General features: G+C 53.8%; 12 protein-coding genes and 1 tRNA gene. 5 read left to right on the forward strand and 8 right to left on the reverse strand.

Annotation, left to right across the window (positions count from 1 at the left end):
- Nucleotides 1-238: 238 nt before the first annotated feature.
- From V7680_RS01260 to V7680_RS01270, 3 genes are all read right to left on the reverse strand, one after another.
- Nucleotides 239-490: a hypothetical protein gene (locus V7680_RS01260; RefSeq protein ID WP_335651468.1), complete on the reverse strand. Its 252-nt coding sequence runs from the start codon at nt 488-490 to the stop codon at nt 239-241.
- Entirely contained in the window at nt 487-1,650 is a 1,164-nt protein-coding gene (locus tag V7680_RS01265) for a tyrosine-type recombinase/integrase (protein WP_335651469.1), read from the reverse strand. Before V7680_RS01265 ends, V7680_RS01260 begins: the two co-directional genes overlap by 4 nt.
- Before the next feature lie 204 nt (nt 1,651-1,854).
- Nucleotides 1,855-4,476: a DNA-primase RepB domain-containing protein gene (locus tag V7680_RS01270; RefSeq protein WP_335651470.1), complete on the reverse strand. Its 2,622-nt coding sequence runs from the start codon at nt 4,474-4,476 to the stop codon at nt 1,855-1,857.
- Between the two features lie 659 nt (nt 4,477-5,135).
- On the opposite strand from V7680_RS01270, the gene V7680_RS01275 reads away from it, so the two are divergent.
- Nucleotides 5,136-5,486, forward strand: a complete 351-nt coding sequence (locus V7680_RS01275; protein WP_335651471.1) for a LysR family transcriptional regulator — start codon at nt 5,136-5,138, stop codon at nt 5,484-5,486.
- A 68-nt stretch (nt 5,487-5,554) separates the two neighbouring features.
- Here the strand turns inward: V7680_RS01275 and V7680_RS01280 are convergent, their stop codons facing one another.
- Nucleotides 5,555-6,166 (reverse strand): DUF4230 domain-containing protein, encoded by a 612-nt coding sequence (locus tag V7680_RS01280; protein WP_335651472.1) that lies wholly within the window; start codon nt 6,164-6,166, stop codon nt 5,555-5,557.
- A 74-nt stretch (nt 6,167-6,240) separates the two neighbouring features.
- Nucleotides 6,241-6,633, reverse strand: a complete 393-nt coding sequence (locus tag V7680_RS01285) for a hypothetical protein (RefSeq protein ID WP_335651473.1) — start codon at nt 6,631-6,633, stop codon at nt 6,241-6,243.
- A gap of 276 nt (nt 6,634-6,909) precedes the next feature.
- Here V7680_RS01285 and V7680_RS01290 point away from each other — a divergent pair, with 276 nt between their 5' ends.
- Together V7680_RS01290 and V7680_RS01295 are read left to right on the forward strand one after the other, a co-directional pair.
- Nucleotides 6,910-8,022: a DUF262 domain-containing protein gene (locus V7680_RS01290; protein WP_335651474.1), complete on the forward strand. Its 1,113-nt coding sequence runs from the start codon at nt 6,910-6,912 to the stop codon at nt 8,020-8,022.
- Nucleotides 8,015-8,662 (forward strand): MAE_28990/MAE_18760 family HEPN-like nuclease, encoded by a 648-nt coding sequence (locus V7680_RS01295; RefSeq protein WP_335651475.1) that lies wholly within the window; start codon nt 8,015-8,017, stop codon nt 8,660-8,662. The genes V7680_RS01290 and V7680_RS01295 overlap by 8 nt, the downstream gene beginning before the upstream one ends.
- Nucleotides 8,663-8,784: 122 nt before the next feature.
- Here V7680_RS01295 and V7680_RS01300 read toward each other — a convergent pair.
- Nucleotides 8,785-8,860: transfer RNA gene (locus V7680_RS01300), tRNA-Thr, on the reverse strand.
- A 230-nt stretch (nt 8,861-9,090) separates the two neighbouring features.
- Here V7680_RS01300 and V7680_RS01305 point away from each other — a divergent pair.
- A complete protein-coding gene (locus tag V7680_RS01305) occupies nt 9,091-10,428 on the forward strand; it encodes a PAS domain-containing protein (RefSeq protein WP_335651476.1) in 1,338 nt (445 codons plus the stop codon).
- Between the two features lie 194 nt (nt 10,429-10,622).
- Entirely contained in the window at nt 10,623-15,299 is a 4,677-nt protein-coding gene (locus V7680_RS01310; protein WP_335651477.1) for an NAD-glutamate dehydrogenase, read from the forward strand.
- Here V7680_RS01310 and V7680_RS01315 read toward each other — a convergent pair.
- Nucleotides 15,296-16,558 carry a DUF445 domain-containing protein gene (locus V7680_RS01315; RefSeq protein ID WP_335651478.1) on the reverse strand — a complete coding sequence of 421 codons (1,263 nt, stop codon included), beginning with the start codon at nt 16,556-16,558 and terminating at the stop codon, nt 15,296-15,298. The genes V7680_RS01310 and V7680_RS01315 overlap by 4 nt on opposite strands.
- A gap of 17 nt (nt 16,559-16,575) precedes the next feature.
- Complete coding sequence (locus V7680_RS01320) at nt 16,576-20,001, reverse strand: efflux RND transporter permease subunit (RefSeq protein ID WP_335651479.1); 3,426 nt, start codon at nt 19,999-20,001, stop codon at nt 16,576-16,578.
- Nucleotides 20,002-20,019 lie beyond the last annotated feature (18 nt).

The raw sequence follows: 20,019 nt of genomic DNA on the forward strand, positions 1-20,019 counted from the left end.
CGGCAGGCCTTTCATCATGACGGGTCTTACTTGAATCTGCGCACAGTCGGCGTCTGAGAAAACACCACCAGATCGAGCAGGATTTTCAAATCTTTGGCCCTGTGATCGATCCCCAACGCCGGGAAAAGCGTGACAGCTCGGAGAGACGGCATTATTTCAAATTTAGGGAAAAAATGGGAATGGAAAAATATCCCCGACCTCACACAGCTTCCGCCATGCAAAAATCGGGGTTGATAAGTTAGTCTTTGACCAGGCTGTAGAGCCCGTCGTTGTCACGGATCCAAAGCTTGTCGACCGTCCCTTGTCGATTGTGTTTCAGCAATAGTGCAATGTGGCCCTTGTCATAACCCAGGTCGCTTAGACGGGAGATTATCTCAGAGCCGCGCCGAATACCCAAGTCGATACAGGCGGCAATCAAGACGATGACCTTTTCATGTTTGTCAGCTTTAGTCCCATTCAGTGTGTCATTCAAAACGTTCAAGCTATTCATAGTGTTTTTCCTTTCATTCCTGCGGCGCCTGCCTCGACGGCCGCAAGCAGTGTGTCATTGGCGAGATGGGCGTAGCGCATCGTGGATTGGTGATCGGCATGACCGAGCACCCTGCCGACTGCGAACAAATCGATGCCAGCATTGATCATGAAGCTCGCGGCGGAATGCCGTAAGTCATGGATCCTGACATCGCCAAGCCCAGCCGCCGTTCTTGCGGTGTCCCAAGCCCTTTTCATTTCTGTGAAGGGTAGTCGTGTTTTTGGATTGGGCACCAGATATGGACAATCATCGAACCGAGGCAGTTCTTCGATTATGTCCAGTGCCGCCTGTGAGAGCGGCACGTGACGATGCTTGCCGGTTTTCGACATTGGTATTAGCCAATGCTTTCTATCCACATCAACGTGCCGCCATTCCGCATTGAGCAGCTCAGACACCCTTGCTCCGGTCAGTAGCAATAAGCTGATGATGGAACGTAGCTGGGTGTTCTTCGATGCCCCGCAAGCGAGCAGCAACCCTTTTACCTCTTCCGGCGACAGGAAGCGGTTGCGAGAGTTGTTGAATTTTGCCCGCTTGATACCGCGCACTGGATTGACGGTGACCCCGGCAAGTTGCCATTGCAGAGCAAGCTCGAAGGACCGGCTAAAGATCGCCTTGATCTTTTCAACCGTCGCGGGAGCAAGCCCCTCGCGGTCCTTTTCCGACAACCATTTGGCGATGTCCCGTTGCCCTATGTCGGACAGCCGCATTTTGCCCCAGCGAGGAACGATGTGCCGCCGAACATACATGCGGGTCGTGTCATAGGCCCTCTGATAGGTCTTGGCTTGAGCAAGATGCTGTATGGCCAACTCGCCGTAGGTTATGACCGCCTTGGCTTCAGCCTTCGCTTGAGAGGGATCGCCGACTCCGAGGACAATGGCGGCTTTCAACTCCCTGGCCTTCTTGCGGGCCTGGTCGAAGCTGATATCACCGTAGCGGCCTATCCTATACTGCTTCTGCTTTCCGCTCTGATCGGTGTAGCGGAGATAGAATGTCCGATTTCCAGACGGCCGAACCTCGACGGTGAAGCCTTTGATCTCTGTGTCGAAAAACTCTTCCTTCGACTTGCGCGGATCGCAGTAAATCAGGTTTACGAACTGGCTAGTTAGCTTTTCTCTAGGCATAATTTTTCCTTTCTTGATTGTGATAAATCCGAACCGCAGAGGGCGGTCGGACACGCGTAGGGGTTGAGGTGCAGGGCTGGCCGCCTGCGGCTCCTCTGGTTGAATTTTAGGCAAATGCGGGTGAGTTGCGGGTTGTCTGCGCCGCTTCGAGGCATCCGATGGGTGAACATCTTGCGATGAAGCGGCGCAAACTCGGCCGGATAGCTATCCGTGCGGTCCCGGCTCGAGGTCATCGGGCGAAAGCGGCGAAACCGGTGTTTCCGCAGACTCCGCTTTCACCACTTTTTCCGCCATCCAGGCGCGGCGACCGTCGGCCCGCCCCTCGATAAAACGCAGCCCGCCGACAATTCGCTTGGCATGTTTGGAAATGTACCAACCAAGCTTGCCGTTGTTGATCTTTTCACCGTTCATGATCGGTAGATCCTCCAACGTTTCCCGTAATTCCGGATTTTGGTAGTCCGCCGCTTCCGCAACCTGGCGAACGGTCTTCGGCGTACTACCGAACACCTTGTGCCAAGCCTCGAGAAGGAACCCGAGCTTCTCCCCGTCACTATCATCTTCCACTTGATCAAAGAGGGGTTGTGCCGGATCCGGCTCGCCGAGCCAAATCAAAGGATGGCGGCAACAGTCAGCCCATTCGCCGTTATAGCTGGCGATCGGCGGAACATTCGACTTTGGGCTTCCGGCCGCCTTCCAGGCTTCGATGATAGTGAGCACCGCACTGACCATTTCCATGCGTTTCTCCCGCACCAATGCAGCCGGGTTACCGGTAAAGCTGCTGCTGATCCGTTCCGCCGGTCGGGAAGCCAGCCGGATGGTGATCACTCTTCTTTTCGTGTCCCGTTCCGGTTCTACGTTGATCCCCGATCCGATGAAAAGCACTCGGGTGGAGACAGTGGCGGTTTTACTCATCCCAAGAATACGGTCGGTAATGGTCTCGCTCGTCAGCGCGCGATTCAAGATTGCATGCGGCTTGAAGTTGCAAACCATATCATCATATTCAATGCAGGACGGTGACGATATCAGCAGAGAAAGCACCGATTTAGTCGCTTCAGCGGCATCCATTGGAAAGCTCGCTTTCGCCGGTTCACCGCCAGCAAAAGCCGTGATCACGCTATTGAGATAACTTTTCCCAACTCCGCTTTCAGGCGCCGTCGTTAGATAGGCAGGAGCAACCGGTAGATATGGCCTGACCGTGGCGGTCATGACTGCAGAAAGTGCAGCAGCGTAGTCCGTGGGGGTTTCAAACTCAAATTCACAGAACAGATCTTTAAGCTTCGCGAGAGCAGCTTCGGCATCTTCACGGGAAGTGCCGGGAATAACAACCTGATCTCCTTCGAAAGCCCCGTAGATGCCGGACTTTTCATCATATCCCGGTGTCGTGACCAAAGACCCATCATTCGGCCGGTAAAAAGGTTGCCGGGCTATGGCCACAATGTTTCGCAAAAAGCTATATTTGGAAGCGCCTGAGAGGGTGCGAACGACGCGCTCGGTTGGATCGCAAGGACGCCACTCTTTGCCTTTGCGGTCATAACTTGCAAATGAACATGCGCTCGCCAGTGCCATTGTCAGCTCGGCTGCGGAGGCCGGTTCCATCCGGTAATCACCGCCTTCACCCGATTGGCGCAGTATAGTGATCACGCCTCCAGACTGGAATATCTTGCCAGTACCCGCCAGCACGTAGTCGCATGCGTTCACAATCTGATCGATCGCTCCCACCTCGTTGCGAATTTGCGGCCGGTTGCGAGCAGATGCGGCATCAATTTTGAGAAAGGACAGAAGATCGCTGATACTCAAACTTTCGCCATGCGAATGATGACATTTGAAGCCGCCCAAGGGAAAAGCCTTGCTCGGTTCAAAATAGGCCGAACCGCTGTCGATTTGATCCGTATGACCCTCTATCCAAGGACACTTAACGTCGTGGATCCCCGGACTTACTTCGCACTTATAGTGGCCGCGCTCTATCAATGCGGTCACCACAGGATTTTCATCCAGGGCCGGTAGGAAAACACCGTGGGATAGCCCAGCGGGTTGCCGCCTTGGTACCGCTGGAGCCGAGACCACATGCCCCGGCGTTGCAGGAACGTTCAGCAATCCGAGCCCTTCGTAGAGTGCGTCCAAGCTAAATCGCTTTTCTGGTGACCATTGATCCAACTGGCATTGGAAAGGACCTTCACCATCGCTCTGATATTTAGCCTTCCCGTTCACGGCAAAAGGTAACCTTGCCCATCTGGCCAGCCCAAAGGCTCCTGGATCACTATGGCCAGCCGCAGACACAGCTTTCTGCAGAGCGGCAACCACGTTTTCATCGTCGATCGGCTGGTCGAAAACGTAGCCGTATTGAAAGTTTCCCGGACTGGTTTCTATAGAATAGGTCGGCGGGAAGCCCTTCAAGGCATCGATTGCTACCTTCGTGCCCACGTCATCCAGAACGAGCACGCGATATTTCTCAAAAAACTCGTTTTTCGCTTGTAGTCTGCCATCTTCAGCCTCGCGAAATGTCGAGCAGTTGAAGTAGTTGTTGGCCGTCGGCGGGCAGGCCTGATTGACGTTATCGGCCGGTTTTGCTGTCCAGCCACCGTCCGTTGGATCTCCCGTTTTCGAGCAAACTGCCAGCAGTTCACCATCGTCGAGAGAAGGGCAAAGCGCGGAAATGAACTGCGCGTTTGTCACCGGCCGCGCAGTGTCGCTGGACGGGTCGGACAAAGGTGGTGAAAGCGGTGGTGTGGCGGATTTTTCACCACTTTCGCCGCTTTTCTTCGGGTAGTTTTTGAGGCGGATGGATGCGGCGGAAATTTTGCCGGGATTCGATTGATAGGTGTTCATATTCTACGGTCCTTAATTAAAAGGCTGCCGCCTGAGATCGTTTGTGGGAATTACGCCTCAGACAACAACTGTTGTTTGCTATCGCTGAGAAGTTGCTCGCACGGCGAAGGAGACATGTGTAAATCTGCAATGAAAACGGGTCGTTTTGCTAACCAGATCGAATTGAATGATTACACCGTGGAGGTGCCCGATTTTGCTCGTGAGCGTTATTGAGCGGATGCTAATGCTAGCTTTCCGCGTCGATATGAACGCAGTGCACGAACGACTCAAAGTTTTATCGTGGAAGTAACGAGTGCGGGTCTTGCCGCTCGGTTTTATGGTTGTGTGGCTCGTGGTCTCAGCCCTTGTAGACGTCTCATTATGGGGGGTTTTGCTTTCCCATTCAGATTTAGTGTTTTTCATTCCCTAGTTTCTTTCGTTTCGACGCACTTGGTTCTTTCGAAGCAAACTCGTCTTTAAAAAGAGACGCCGGAAGCATCTCTGTCCTAGGGTTTAGGGATCGGTTGTCTGCGGCTGCGAAAAACTTCTGCTGCTGCAAGTTCCTATTTTATGTGCCTTTATCCTTTAACGTGCAGTATCTGCATGGAATAATTGCGTTCATGAGCGTAGTTCGAGAGCGAATCATCGGCCCGAATCACCGGGCGTAGGAGTGAGGGATTATGTCGGACAAAGCTCTGGGGGATTTTCGGTTTTGTTGGATCGAAGCTTTTTTGTCGGTTATTGACAACGAGGGCGTAGAGAAGCGTGCTGCTGAGAAATTAGGTTTGGATGCCTCGACGGTGAATCGCTATCTGGGAGACCTCGAGGCCTGGCTAAGCAAGTCTCTGTTCAGCAGGAATTCTCCGAAGGAGCTAAACAATCTGGGGGTGATGTTTGAAGGCACAGCTCGCGAAATTGTTAGCGCGTTGTCCGCCGCGCAAAAAGAACTACCGGTTCCACCGCCGCGCGCCCCAACGTCTGCGATTGGTATAAAGATAACGCCTCGCCAACCAGATAAAGCGGCTGATTGAGGCAGTTAGCTGGGGTCTATAAAGCAAGATTATAAGCGCCCCAGAGTTTCCCCTTGGGCGCTTAATCGTTAGTCGAACTGGGCCACGACCTTCACCTCCGGTTGCCCTGCCGCTCGCAGCGGGTATTCAAAGAGCCGTTCGATATTCTCGATTGCCCTGCTTTTGGCTACGGCCACCATCGCTGCTTGCTGCGCTTGTTTCACAATACCTTTGCGGGCGGCGCGGTAGGAGAGTTTGCTCAGGGCTTGCACGGTGTCGTCACTATAACTCAGCGATCCGCCGTTGATGGTCGTGGCTTCCTCCGGCTGGAAAGCGACATCGGACAGAACCAGTTTCGGCAACCGCACCGTGACCAGCTTTGTCTCCTCATTGTATGTCGGTGAGAGATCGCTGAGGTCCAGCCGATAGTCGACGACGGCGGGCACGATCAGTTCCTGCGTTCCGTTCAACACCCAGTAGCGTTCCCGGTGGGCCCGCACTCTCACGGTACCCTTGTACGACCACACCACAAGGCTGTTCTTCGCCCGCAAGCTTTCGACTGTGGCGGCGAGGATCTTTGTTGCGTCAACCTGCAGGAAGCCGGTGTGCTTGACCTCTTCGTCCAGCAGTTCCTTGGGTGCTACCCAGTACCCGATACCGAATACGGTCAGGGCCAGTGCCGCGATGATTGGTTTGTCCATGTTGAATTCCTTTTGATTGGGCATAAAAAAAGCGCCTCAGGGGCGCCGCGATTTGTGGTTGTGATTGGTTGTGGTCAGCTACGGCACATCGCCAAGATGTTCGCATCCGTCTCGGGATGATCCTGGACGAACAGACTTATGCCGAAGCCGTCATCGCTGAGGATGTAGACAGCTTCGAACCAGCCGCCGTGATCCTCGATCCACTCCCATGACGGGGTGAAGGCAGGATCACCGAAGCGGGCACCGTCCACAGGATTGACCAACAGTGACCAGCCGAGTTCGTGTTCTGCATCCGCTGCGGTGTCCCCCGGCTGGATGATCAAGAAGTGCGTCAGGTCGGAAAGGTCGATGCCTTCCCAGGCAGTGGTTAGTTGGTCGAGGTGTTCGGTGAGGAGGGATCGCAGTTGGTTGTCGGCGAGCAGATTGAGGGTGCTGTGGATGGCGGTGCTTGTTCTTAATGAGATCATTGGGGTATTCCTTTCGGGCATGAAAAAGGCCCCCGGAAATTCATCCAGAGGCCTGATTTGGTGAAAGGAGCAGCAACTTAGCTTCTCCATATAAGGTACCCCGATTTGCTCATAAGAACCAACTCTGCACACCTAATTAGGACCGCAAACCGTAACATCGAAATACAGAATGTTGCGAAGGTTCACCGCGAACAGATTGGCTTTATTTAAATATATAACTTATGCTGTTCGCTGAACGAACTACGTGGCCACTAACCAAATAAAAAGGGCGTCAGAATGCTGCACGAAGAAATCGAAATAGCACAAAGACAGGTTAAAACCGATGCATATCAAATGTCTATCGGTGAAGTGGTCAACATGTACCGTGATAAGGAAATTATAATTGATCCTGAATTCCAGAGATTGTTTCGCTGGGATCTTGGGCAAAAATCGCGGTTATTTGAATCGATGATTCTTGGAATACCACTACCTTCCATTTTTGTGTTTGAACGTGAAGACTCGAAGTGGGAGCTGATTGATGGGTTACAGCGCCTCTCAACAATTCTGGAATTTATGGGACTACTGAAAACGCCGGAAGGTGAAGACCATCCACCTTCATTCTTGCAAGAAACTCGATACCTTCCTTCGCTGAATAATACTGTTTGGGAAGTCTCGGCTGAAGTTGATGGGCTTGCAGAAGCTGATCAAGTCGGACTGACTAGCGATATAAAGTTAGCAATAAGAAGATCACGGATCGCTGTTGAAATTCTTAAAAGACCGAGCGACAATAATACCAAGTACGATCTGTTTCAAAGACTTAATGCAGGCGGTACACCCGCTAATGCGCAAGAACTGAGAAACTGCGTAATTATTATGGCTAATCGTAATTATTATGATCAACTTAAAAATCTGTCGGAGACGGAGGAATTTGGGCTCGTAACCGCAATGTCATCGGATCAACTCGAAAAGCAAAAGCCGATGGAGTATGTTAGCAGGTTTATGGTGCATTTGCGGTTGCCGTATCAGAACAATCTTGATGTCGAAGAGTTTATAAACGAAGGTGTTATTGAACTCGCGGGCGGAGGAGTAACAAATGCGGATCAACGCGCATTTACGGAAACATTCCGATTACTAAATGAAGCTTACGGACAAGGTGCGCTTCGCCGCTTTACAGATGGGAACCCTGGAGGACGAGTAAGTTTAGCGGCCTTTGAAATCATAGCGGTTGGTTTAGCCAAAAATATTGATTCTGTTTTGGCAAGAGCGAGCCCACTGGCATATGTAAAAAACAAAATTCAAACGCTTTGGGCCCATCCAGAAATTGAGCAGTTTTTTACGGCGGGGATGAGGGGGACAACGAGAATCCAACGTACCGTTCCATTCGGAGCCGATTGGTTTGCGAATGACTAAACCGCATTCCGCAGAGGAATTTGCAGCTTTAGTAACAACGGATTTTACATGGAGGCTGCGAGAGGTTTCAAATTTGAAACTCGCTATCGCGAACGCCAAATTGGAAGAGAAAAATGGATTTTTGAGAGCTTTGGTTGTGATGTGCTATGCTCATTGGGAGGGTCATGCAAAATTTTGTGGCGAACGTTATTTTCAGTTCCTGACGAAGAGGAGACTTCGTTTTTCGCAATTGAAGCCACATTTTTATAACATTAGATTTTTACGCGAATTGTCCGCGGCCAACGGCACCAGCCATGAGCAAAAAATGAACCTCGCTCACAAGATATGCTCGTCGCTGGAGGACAGGTTCTCACATTTTCCAAAAGAACTTTTTGATACAAAATCAAACTTGAATTCCGAGGTTCTCGCCGATTTATGCTTGGTCTGTGGAATAGAATTTGAGATTTTTGAAGACTATATCGATTTTATGGACCGAATGTTGTTGAAACGCCGAAATGAAGTCGCGCATGGGGAAGCAGTTTTTATAGATGCAGTTGACGCTGACGATCTGGTTGACCGAACAACCAGCCTTATGCGAACTTTCAGAGATGAGATTGATAATCACGTAACCTTGCAAGGTTATCGTGCCGCACCTGAGTAGCTTTCGTTTGAACGGGTATTACAGATTGAGTAGGTCAAAAGCACCACCCACGCCATACCCACGAGCGCACCCCTGTTTGAGCACGTTCAGCAGTAAGCGTGATACTTCCAAGCTGAGAGTGATGGTGCCGCTTAGAGGATTCGAACCTCTGACCCCCGCATTACGAATGCGATGCTCTACCAACTGAGCTAAAGCGGCATCAGCGAAATGGATGAGCATTGGTCCCATGCATTTGCATTGATCGCGGGCCATTACCAGCAGAGCTGTGTCGTGACAAGTCTGCGCGGTCGATAATTCGCGCGGCCGCGCCCGTTTTGCCGATTTGTGACAAACAATCGGGCCCCGAGATCATTATCAGGAAATTTACCATATGTTTACCATAGGGGATGCATACAAATGTGGAACTAATGGAATGACAGTGGGGAAGCATGGAAAACCTACGAAATCACGGTGAACTCAACGATCAGGACGCAGCCTCGGCACCTGATTACGCCGGCTATGAAGATGACGACGCCGCTATGGAAGCACCTCCTGCTATCGGTCAGGACGAGCGACGCATGCATGTGCGTGCTTATAATTTCTGGGCCGGTCTGTTGGGAGACAGACAATTTCCCAGCGTCGAAGATCTGGAGCCTGAATCCGATGAAGACTTCGGACCAAATAGTGTTTTGCTCGATTTTACCGACGGCGTTGAAAATCCGACGATCCAGTTTCTGGGCCGGGCGCTCCGCGAGGAATGCGAGATTGATGACTCGATCACCGCTATCGACGATGTACCGGCACGTTCGTTGCTGTCGCGGATCACAGACCATTATTTGCAGATTATCGCCAATCAGGCACCGATCGGTTTCGAAGCCGAATTCGTCAATCAGCGTGGCGTGACGATCATGTATCGCGGTATATTGCTGCCCTTCTCGACCGACGATGACACCATCGATTTCATCTATGGCGTGATCAACTGGAAAGAAGTCGCCGCGGATGCCATCCGCGAAGAAATCGAAGATGAAGTGTCGGAAGCCATGCTCTCCGCGCCAGCGAAAATTGCGGCCGGACCGGTCTGGGAAGACGGACCACATTCTGCGAATCTCGATGAGCTGGAGCTCACCCAGGAATTGGAGATTGTCCCTGACTTTGCTGCGAGTGTAGTCGCCGAACCGCTCGACGAGGACGCGAGTCTGGCCGATTGGTTGTGCGCAGCCCGTGACAGCGCCGACAATGCAGCTGATTCGGTTGAGCGCAGTCGAGTAGCTCTCTATTCCGCGATCAGTCAGGCCTATGATTTCTACCTGATGTCCGAACAATATCCGGAAGATTACCAGATGCTGCTCGAGGATTCCGGACTGGTGGTCCAGGATCGCGCGCCGATGACGCCGATTGTAAAGCTGGTGTTTGGTGCCCAATATGACAAAACACGGCTGACCGAATATGCAACCGCACTAAAATATGCGCAGCGCAACGCGGTCGGAAAAGGAACGCTCGGCGATCTGCTCGTTCGCCATGACGGCGGCTTGAAAGCTATTGTCCATGCCGAACGCATGGCAAACCGGCCGGTCGGTCTTCTGTCCAAGGCCCAGGCAGTTGGCGAAAGCCTATTGGCGAAACTGCGCTCCGCGCCATCGCGGCAATTGCAGGAAATTGATGCCGGCGATTCCGAATTTGTTGTGCTCGTCGCTCGCAAGGACCTGAGCGGTGAACTAACCATAGTCGGACCGGTCGTTGGTAACGAAAAGCTGACCAGCCAGGCGCTCAAACACACCCAGTTCTGATCGGGTCATCTCCAAGATCGAGCAGGCATTACACCGCCAATAGTAGCATATGTAACCAAAATATCACTGTTCTCGATATTCCCCGAACGGTGACCGGAAAGCATTGGCTAAACTCTTGAGCGGCTATGAGAATAGGCGCATAGCATAGCCATGCTGACGGGATTTTGACTCGTCCGGATCCACTTGGGGGAAAAATGGCTGCCAATCTCAAACCGAAATCCACACGATCGAGCAAGACGGCGGATGGCCTTGAACAGGCGTTGATAACAGCCTTCCGCGAAAGCGCATTGCCGGGCGAGAATATCGGTTTTGACAAAAAGGCCTGCCAGGAAGCGGCGCATTTCACGTTGCGATGCGCTCAGGAACGTCAGGGCAGTGAAGCCAGCTTGTCACTGGAAAGCGTCAGCGGCCATCAGAACCACAGGCATTTGCGTCTGGCGATTGTTAACGACGATATGCCGTTTCTGGTCGATTCCGTTTGTGCCACCATCGCCGGTTTCGGACTGACCATAGAGCGGTTGATCCATCCGGTGGTTGCGGTGCGGAGGGATGTTAAAGGCCAGTTGGTCGAGATTTCCGAACAGGCGACGAGCGGAGAAAAGCGCGAGTCGATAATCTATATCGAACTGGAACGGACCGACGCCCGTATTCGTCGGGATTTGGTCAAGGCCTTGCGCTCTAACCTGAAAGACATCGCCGCCGCCGTTGCCGACTGGTTGAAGTTGCAGATCGTGCTGGGCGAAAATGCCGATGCGCTGCCGGAAGGCGAGGGTGCTACCCTGTTGCGCTGGTTCCTCGATCGGAACCTGACATTGCTCGGCCATGAGATCGTCAATGCCGACGGCGGACGTAGCAAACAGCTCGGCCTGGCGCGGATGCGTTCGCAGCCAATTCTATCCGAAGAAAGCCGCCGCCGTGCGTTCGAATGGTTCGAAAATGGTGGCACAGCACCGCTCATTATCAAATCCAATCAGCTTTCTACGGTCCATCGCCATGTCTTGATGGATTTGATCATTGTTCCGATCAGGGACAAGAGCAATGTCACCGAGCTGTCGATCATTTCCGGGATGTGGACCAGTGCGGCGCTTGCGGCGGCACCGGAAACAATTCCGGTCTTGCGAACCCAGCTCACCCGGTTGTTCGACAAGTTTGAATTTTCCGAATCCGGGCATGCTGGCAAAAGCCTGACCCATGCGTTGACGGCTCTGCCACACGACATGCTGATAACCTTTGCTCAAGACGATCTCGAAAAGCTTGCGCTGATCTCGATGTCGCTGATCGATCGTCCGCGACCCAAATTACACAGCGTGATATCTCCGCTGGCCCGTCATCTGTTTGCTTTCGTGTGGCTTCCACGCGAACAGCTCTCAACCGAGCGCAGACAGAATGTCGAGAATATGCTGATCGATGCTACCGGGGCAAAAATATTGAGCTGGTCCAATACTCTGGAAGAAGGCGGAGTATCGTCCTTGCGCTACACGCTCGACATGGGCGCCGATGGCCGAATTCCCGATCCTGATCTGCTCGATCAGGAGTTGGAAAATATGGTCCGGGGCTGGAAACCGGAAGTCGAGCGTAACCTTAGGGAAGCGGGGCAGGACAGCCGGGCGGCGGTTCTCGCTCAGCGCTATGCCAATTGCTTTCCGGGCACCTATCAGACCACCTATGGTGCGTTGGAAGCTGCGAAAGATATCATGCGTCTGTTCAGGCTTGAGCGCGGCGGCCAGCGCTCGACCCGCCTCTACCGGCTCGCTAGCGATGCCGACCATCTATTGCGGCTGAAAATATATCATCTGGGTGGCGCATTGCCGCTGTCGGACGCTGTTCCGACGCTCGAAAATTTCGGTTTTACCGTGCTCGAATCGGTTCCCACACCGCTCGACGATGGACGGTTGGGCTATATACATGATTTCCTGCTCGAACTGCGGTCGGAGGAACGGTGTGACAGTCTGATTGCCCGGTCGGATGAAATCGAAGAGGCGATCACCAGCGTTTTGGATGGCGAGGCGGAAAATGACGGCTTTAACCAGCTTATAACGACCGCAGGCATTGATGCCCGCTCCACCGTGTGGATGAGGGCCTGGTTCCGCTATTTGCGTCAGACCGGCTTAAGCTATGGCCTGATCACGGTTGTCGAAGCATTGGCCGAAGCGCCTGATGTGACCGCAGCAATGATCACGCTTTTCCGAGCCTTGCACGATCCGGATTTCCAAGGCGACCGCTCACATGCCGCGAAAATCGCGACACGCGAGGTTGATGCTGCTCTGGTCAGCGTCCACGCGATTGACGATGATCGTATTTTGCGTCTGGTTCGTGCGGTTATTGAATCTATTTTGCGCACCAATGCGTTTGCCTATCAGGCCGGGGAAGCGCTTGCGTTCAAGATCGAGAGTGCGAAAATTCCCGAGCTACCGGCTCCGGTTCCGTGGCGTGAAATATTTGTTTATAGCCCGCGTGTTGAAGGCATACATTTGCGGGCTGGCCCGGTGGCTCGCGGCGGTCTCCGCTGGTCTGACAGGCGAGACGATTTCCGCACCGAAATATTAGGTTTGATGAAAGCCCAGCGGGTGAAAAATGCAGTGATCGTTCCGACCGGTGCGAAGGGCGGCTTTTTTGCCAAGCAATTGCCATCCGGCGATGACCGCGATGCATTCATTGCGGAAGGCATTGAAGCTTATAAAATTTTCATCAGCGCGCTTTTGTCGGTGACCGACAATATCGTCGAAGGCAAAGTCGTCCCTCCTTCAAGGGTAGAGCGGCTGGATGACGATGATCCATATTTTGTCGTGGCAGCCGACAAGGGCACCGCCAGCTTTTCCGATATCGCCAATCAGATCGCTATCGATCGCGGTTTCTGGCTGGGCGATGCATTCGCCAGTGGCGGCAGTAATGGCTATGACCACAAGGCGATGGGGATCACTGCGCGCGGCGCCTGGGTCTCCGTGCAACGCCATTTTGCGGAAACCGGTGTTGATGTGCAGTCCACCCCGATTACCGTCGTCGGAGTTGGTGACATGTCGGGCGATGTGTTCGGCAATGGCATGCTGCTTTCGAAGACCCTGAAAATCGTGGCGGCTTTTGATCACCGTCATATTTTCATCGATCCCGATCCCGATTCAGAAAAAAGCTGGGTCGAGCGCAAAAGATTGTTCGACCTGCCGCGTTCCAGCTGGGATGACTATGACAAGAAACTGATATCCAAGGGTGGCGGTGTATTTTCACGTAGCTCGAAGACGATCAAGATCTCGAAGCAGATCGCCAAACTGCTAGACCTGCCGGACGACGCGGAGACAACGCCGTCTAAACTGATGACAGCCATTTTGGCATGCGACGCGGATCTGCTGTGGTTTGGCGGAATTGGCACATATGTGAAGGCAGCCTCAGAAAATCATATAGAAGTGGGCGACCCGGCAAATGACAAGATCCGCATCAATGCGGAGCAACTGCGGGTCAAGGCCATTGGCGAAGGCGCCAATATGGGCATCACCCAGGCCGCACGCATCGCATTCGCTGCCAAAGGCGGCCGGACCAATACCGATTTTATCGACAATAGCGCCGGGGTCGATTGCTCGGATAATGAAGTCAATATCAAGATCGCGCTCAACCCGGAATTGGTCAATGGCACGCTAAAACCAGAAGCCAGGAATATCTTGCTTGAATCGATGACCCACGATGTCGGCGCGCTGGTTCTCGAAGACAACCGGCTGCAGGCACTGGGGCTTTCCATCGCTGAAATGGGCGGCACAAAAAACCTGCCGTCCTACGTCCGCCTGATCGATCAATTCGAAGAGCAGGGCCAGTTGAACCGGGCGGTTGAAGGGCTGGCCAGCAATGAAGATCTGATCCGCCGTGGTCAGGAAAACAAGGGACTCTACCGGCCTGAACTGGCGGTATTGATTTCCACTGCGAAGCTTGTGCTACAGGATGCTATCGAAAATAGTGACCTGGGGGATGATCCCGGGTTGAACAAAGAGCTGCTTCAGGCATTTCCGGCCGCGATGCAGGAAGGTCATAAATCGGCCATCCTCAACCATCAATTGCGCCGCGAGATCATCGCTACCAAACTGGCGAACCGGATGATCAACCGCCTGGGTCTGATTGATCCCTTTGAATTGGCCGAAGAGGAAGGCTGTTCGCTGGGCGAAGTGGCGCGCGCATTTGTCATGGCGGAACGTCTGTTCCATGCCGACCATCTTTGGCATGCGCTGGAAGTCGCGGAGATTAGCGAAGACATCAGGATAGTCCTATTTGACCGCCTTGCTTACGTCTTGCGCTCGCACATGGCGGATTTGATGCGGATAGGCGTCTCCGACGACCGTATTGACGATACAGTCAATATGCTGGCGCCCGGTGTGAATACGCTTAATGACAATGTTGAAAACTTGATAACCGCAGAAGGGCGTTTGCAGGCTGCAATTCAGGTGAAGGCGCTGGTTGAGGCAGGGGCGACGGCAGATATCGCCGCGAAGATTGCCAATATTTACAAAAATGATGGCGCGGCAGGCATTGCCTATCTCGCGCACAGCCGCGAAATTGATGCTTTGGAAGTGGCCGTTGCGTTTACCACGGTCGGTAGCCAGCTTGGGCTGGACTGGGCGCAGATGACCGCTACCCGGATCAATCCATCGGATCCCTGGGACCGTTTGCTGGTGGCAGGGTTGGCGCGCGATTTTCAGCAGATGCGTCTTGATTTCCTGCGCCGGACTCGCGGAAAGGATATGCCGCAATTTGTCGAGAGCTGGGCCGAACGCAATATCGACCGTGTCGCCCAGTTCAGAAAGATCATGGATCGGGCACAACAAACGTCAAAACCCTCGATTGCCATGTTGGCACAAATTGCAGGGCAGGCGCGGCTGCTGCTCTCGCGCTAGATCCAGAACCCCAGCACATGAAGGGACACACCGACCAGTCCGCCCACCAGAGTGCCGTTCACCCTGATGAATTGCAGGTCGCGGCCAACGGCATTTTCGACGCGGTCAGTTATCGTCTGGGCATCCCAACCGCGGACGGTTTCGGACACTAGCTTGACGATATTGTCGCCATAGCTGGCGACGACTCCGATGACAGCACGCCGGCCGAAGCGGTTGATCTGCCGGTTGAGCAGCTTGTCTTGTTGCAGGCTGTTGCCGAGCTGGATCAGGGCGTCGCCAAACTGGCCGGCTAGCGCGGCATCAGGGTCGCGTGCGGCCCGGAGCAGGGCCTCTCTGGCTCGCTCCCAGATTCCATCGAGCCATGACGCGATCGCCGGATTGTCGATCATTTCTAGCTTCCACTCGTTGACCTTCTGGCGAAGTTCCGGGTCGTTTTGCAATTCGGAAGCCATTTGCCGGAGGCTGTCTTCGGTTTTGGCCCGTACCGGGTGATTGGGGTCGGCTGCCATGTCAGCGAGCAGCTTGTACAGTCCGTCGAGCACTTCATTGGCGACGCGGTCATCAAGGCCGGTCCAGCGCATCACCGCATTGGCGCGGTCGGTGACTATCTTGCGAATCACAAGTTCATTGGTGTCCAAAGTGCGATAGGCCCAGCGGATGGTAGAATCGATCAAGGGACCGTGGCGCTTTTCGGCCATCACCGCCTCGAGAATTTGCCCCATTGGTGTCGCGATGTCCAGGCCAACGGCCTGGGTTTTGACGGCACCTTTGAACATTGTCCCCAGACGGTCTTTGTTGAGCGAGGCAATCGCATCGCCCAAAAGCCGTGACGCGCCGAACTTGAGCCGCCCTTCGCCTCCGCTCGGTGATTTTAGAAATCGTCCGATGCCACTGGCAAGGTCAACATTGCGCATACGCTGCGCAACCAAGCGAGAAATCAGGAAATTGTCCTTCAGAAAATTGGCCAGCGTATCGCCGATCCGGTCTTTGTTGCGCGGAATAATAGCGGTGTGCGGTATCGGCAAGCCCATCGGATGACGGAATAAGGCGGTGACGGCGAACCAGTCCGCTAGACCGCCGACCATCGCGGCTTCGGCAAATGCACGGACAAACCCCAGTGCCGGATGTACCGCTTCATAGCTTTTCGAAGCAAAATAGATGATAGCCATGACCACCAGCATGCCGGTGGCGATAATTTTCATATCCCGGCCGGCATTCTGGTTTTTCTTGGCAGAGCTTGCTCCGCCTCCGCTGCTCATCTGTGAGGATATTGGCTTCACTCGGCTGGCTGGACCTCTGCACCGGGGCGATCATGGCGATCATCGCCCGGTTTGTAAGTCAACATCCTGTTGCGCAACCAAGGGCCGGCCCGGCGTTCGAATCCGTCTGCCAGACTGAAGCCTGCCGGCACGATGACCAATGTCAGCAAGGTTGACACGATCAGACCGCCGATCACGACTATTCCCATCGGCGCGCGCCATGCACCATCGCCAGTCAACGAAATTGCGGTCGGGACCATACCGGCGGTCATTGCCACGGTGGTCATGACAATCGGCTGGGCACGCTTGTGCCCGGCATCCATGATCGCCTCGAATTTAGGCACGCCTTTCTGCATTTCCTCGATCGCAAAATCGATCAGAAGAATGGAGTTTTTACTGACAATTCCGAGCAGCATGAGCACACCAATCAAAACCGGCATCGACACTGATGTACCCGTGGCCCACACCAACAACATCCCGCCGAGCGGCGCCAGTGCCAGTGATCCCATGTTGACCAGCGGCGACATCAAACGTTTGTAGAGCAAGACCAGTGTCGCAAAGACCAGCAATATGCCAGCGATCAGTGCGATCACGAAATTGACTGCCAGTTCCTGTTGCCACTCGTCTTCACCAAAGGCTTCGTTGGACACACCGGTGGGCAGGTTCTTCATGATGGGCAGGTCGAAGATTTTCTCCATCGCCTCGCCTTTGATGACGTCCGGAGCGAGATCGGCACCGATAAATGTCCGGCGATTCTGGTTGTAGCGCTGGATCGAAGTCGGCCCGGACCCGAAACTGACCGTGGCCACACGGCTGAGCGGAACCGTTCCGCCGGTCGCAATCGGGATTGGCAGGTTTTCGATAGTCGTCAGGTTGGCCCGCGATGCGAGCGGCAACATGACACGGATCGGAATCTGCCGGTCCGACAGCGAAAATTTTGCTGCATTCTGATCAATTTCACCCAATGTCGCGATCCGGATTGTCTGGCTCAGTGAGGCAGTTGTTACTCCCAGCTGGGATGCAAGATCCATATGGGGAGTAATGATAATCTCGGGGCGGCTAAGATCAGATGCGATCCGCGGTGCGCGCACTTCAGTTACGGATTTCATCTGCTCCACCAGTTGGGCAGCGGTGGAATCAAGTAAATTGGGATCCGAACCGGTCAGCATGATGGAGATATCGCGTCCGGTTCCGCCGCCGCCATTTTGTGACTGGAAGGAAATCCGGGCATCCGGGATTTTCTGAAGCTCCGGTGACAGGCTGCGCTCAAATTCCATCGAGGTCTTTTTTCGATCTTCTTTCAGACTCACGAAGACCGTCGCGTTGGTTTCGCGAACCCGCGTCAGAGCACGGTCAACTTCGGGCTGGGCATACATGAGGTTTGACACCCGGTCGGCAATCTTTTCGGTCTGTTCAAGCGTTGTTCCAGGGACAACCTCAATCTGAATACGACTATTGTCCTGATTGGTTGTCGGCTGAAATTCGCTAGGCGTAATCGCAAACAATATGACCGTCAGGCCAAAGGCAACCACACCGGTCCCCATCATCCAAATGCGGTGATCATGGCCTCGGGCCCGAAAGCGGCCGGAACGATAAGCATACCAGTCGGCGAAGCGGCTGCCCAAGACGCCGGCCGAACGTTTGATCATCAATGCCAACAAAGTTGCACCTGCAGCACCGGCGATAACGCCGACGATCAGGCCCAAAATGGCTCGCAAAAAGTCGCTCGGTATCAAAGTCATCAGCAGCCCGTGGACAAACATGCCGACAGCAAATGCGACGCCGCCGAATGCAGCAAATATCAACGCGAACAATATAAAGCCGACCAGATATTGCCACCAAGCGGCTTTGGCAGGGACAAGTGTTTCCCGAATACGATCAGCTGTCGAGCGATCCAACACCCATTCCAGCAATCGCATATATCGGTCCATCCAAACCCCTTCGCCATGCTCGGCCTGGCCGTGAGACTTAAGAAAATAGGCTGCGATCATCGGCGTTATCATACGTGCGACTGCCAGACTCATCAAAACCGAAACAACAACCGTTATCCCGAAATTTTTGAAAAACTGGCCGGATATGCCGGGCATCAGTCCGACCGGCAGGAATACGGCAACGATACAGAAGGAGGTGGCGACAACCGCGAGGCCAATCTCGTCCGCTGCATCAATCGACGCCTGATAGGCGCTTTTCCCCATGCGCATATGGCGCACGATATTCTCAATCTCGACAATGGCATCGTCGACCAGCACACCTGCAACCAGGCCCAGCGCGAGCAATGAGAGAAAGTTGAGATTGAACCCGAGCAGGTCCATGAACCAGAATGTCGGTATCGCGGACAATGGTATGGCAATGGCCGAAATAACCGTCGCCCGCCAGTCGCGCAGGAAGATGAAAACGACGACGACGGCCAATATCGCGCCTTCGATCATCGCCAGCATCGAGCTTTTATATTGCGATTTTGTATAAATAACGCTGTTAAACAGCGGGATGAATTCGATCCCTGGAACTTCCGCAGAAATCTTGTCCATGACGACAATCGCTTCGTCATAAACCGTGACGTCTGAAGCGCCGCGCGCGCGTGTCATGGAGAAGTTTACGACCTCTACGCCCTTCACCTTGCTGATCGAACTACGTTCGCCGAAGGAGTCGGTGACTTCTGCAACATCACTCAATTTAATTGTCTGGCCATTGCCCAAGGATATCTGCGTCTGGGACAAGTCATAGGCATCGTCGGCGTTGCCCAAGACGCGGACGGATTGACGGGTGCCGCCCACTTCTGCGCGGCCACCAGCAGCATTTATGTTGATCTGGCGCAGCGCGCTGTTGATCTGGCTCGCCGTCACGCCAAGCGCTTGCATCCGTTCTGGACGCAGGATTACCCTGATTTCTCTGTCAACGCCGCCAAATCGGTCAACTTCGGCCATTCCATCAACTGACAGCAGCCGTTTGGCGACGGTGTCGTCGACGAACCAGCTGAGCTGTTCGACGGTCATGTCATCGGCTTTGACCGCAAAAAAGGCGATCGGGCCGCCTACTGCGTCGACTTTCGACACTTGCGGTTCCAATATACCTTCCGGCAGGGACCCGCGAACCTGATCGACCGCATTTTTTACTTCGTTGACGCTGTTGTTTACGTCCGCGCCGATTTCGAATTCGACAAATGTGCTGCTGCTGCCTTCGCTTGCGGTCGAGCTGATATTCTTGACGCCACTAATCGAACGAACCGCTGCCTCGATACGTTGTGTGATCTGGCTTTCAATCTCGGTCGGTGCCGCGCCCGGCTGCGCAATCCGAACAGAAACCGCCGGAAAATCCACCTCAGGATTGTTGACGACGTCCATGCGATTGAAGCTCAGCAAGCCAGCAAACAGAAGCGCGGCAAAGAGCACCAAGGGGGCGACCGGATTGCGAGTGCTCCAGGCGGAGATATTGCGAAGATTCATCGATCAGGCCCCAAATTG

The organism is Parasphingorhabdus sp. (genome assembly GCF_036963705.1).
Taxonomy (GTDB): Bacteria; Pseudomonadota; Alphaproteobacteria; order Sphingomonadales; family Sphingomonadaceae; genus Parasphingorhabdus.

What these genes read in the sequence shown, in the direction of transcription:
- V7680_RS01260 (WP_335651468.1), bottom strand. Translation starts at nt 490, where the DNA reads ATGAATAGCTTGAACGTTTTGAATGACACACTGAATGGGACTAAAGCT.
- V7680_RS01265 (WP_335651469.1), bottom strand. Translation starts at nt 1,650, where the DNA reads ATGCCTAGAGAAAAGCTAACTAGCCAGTTCGTAAACCTGATTTACTGC.
- V7680_RS01270 (WP_335651470.1), bottom strand. Translation starts at nt 4,476, where the DNA reads ATGAACACCTATCAATCGAATCCCGGCAAAATTTCCGCCGCATCCATC.
- V7680_RS01275 (WP_335651471.1), top strand. Translation starts at nt 5,136, where the DNA reads ATGTCGGACAAAGCTCTGGGGGATTTTCGGTTTTGTTGGATCGAAGCT.
- V7680_RS01280 (WP_335651472.1), bottom strand. Translation starts at nt 6,166, where the DNA reads ATGGACAAACCAATCATCGCGGCACTGGCCCTGACCGTATTCGGTATC.
- V7680_RS01285 (WP_335651473.1), bottom strand. Translation starts at nt 6,633, where the DNA reads ATGATCTCATTAAGAACAAGCACCGCCATCCACAGCACCCTCAATCTG.
- V7680_RS01290 (WP_335651474.1), top strand. Translation starts at nt 6,910, where the DNA reads ATGCTGCACGAAGAAATCGAAATAGCACAAAGACAGGTTAAAACCGAT.
- V7680_RS01295 (WP_335651475.1), top strand. Translation starts at nt 8,015, where the DNA reads ATGACTAAACCGCATTCCGCAGAGGAATTTGCAGCTTTAGTAACAACG.
- V7680_RS01305 (WP_335651476.1), top strand. Translation starts at nt 9,091, where the DNA reads ATGGAAAACCTACGAAATCACGGTGAACTCAACGATCAGGACGCAGCC.
- V7680_RS01310 (WP_335651477.1), top strand. Translation starts at nt 10,623, where the DNA reads ATGGCTGCCAATCTCAAACCGAAATCCACACGATCGAGCAAGACGGCG.
- V7680_RS01315 (WP_335651478.1), bottom strand. Translation starts at nt 16,558, where the DNA reads ATGAGCAGCGGAGGCGGAGCAAGCTCTGCCAAGAAAAACCAGAATGCC.
- V7680_RS01320 (WP_335651479.1), bottom strand. Translation starts at nt 20,001, where the DNA reads ATGAATCTTCGCAATATCTCCGCCTGGAGCACTCGCAATCCGGTCGCC.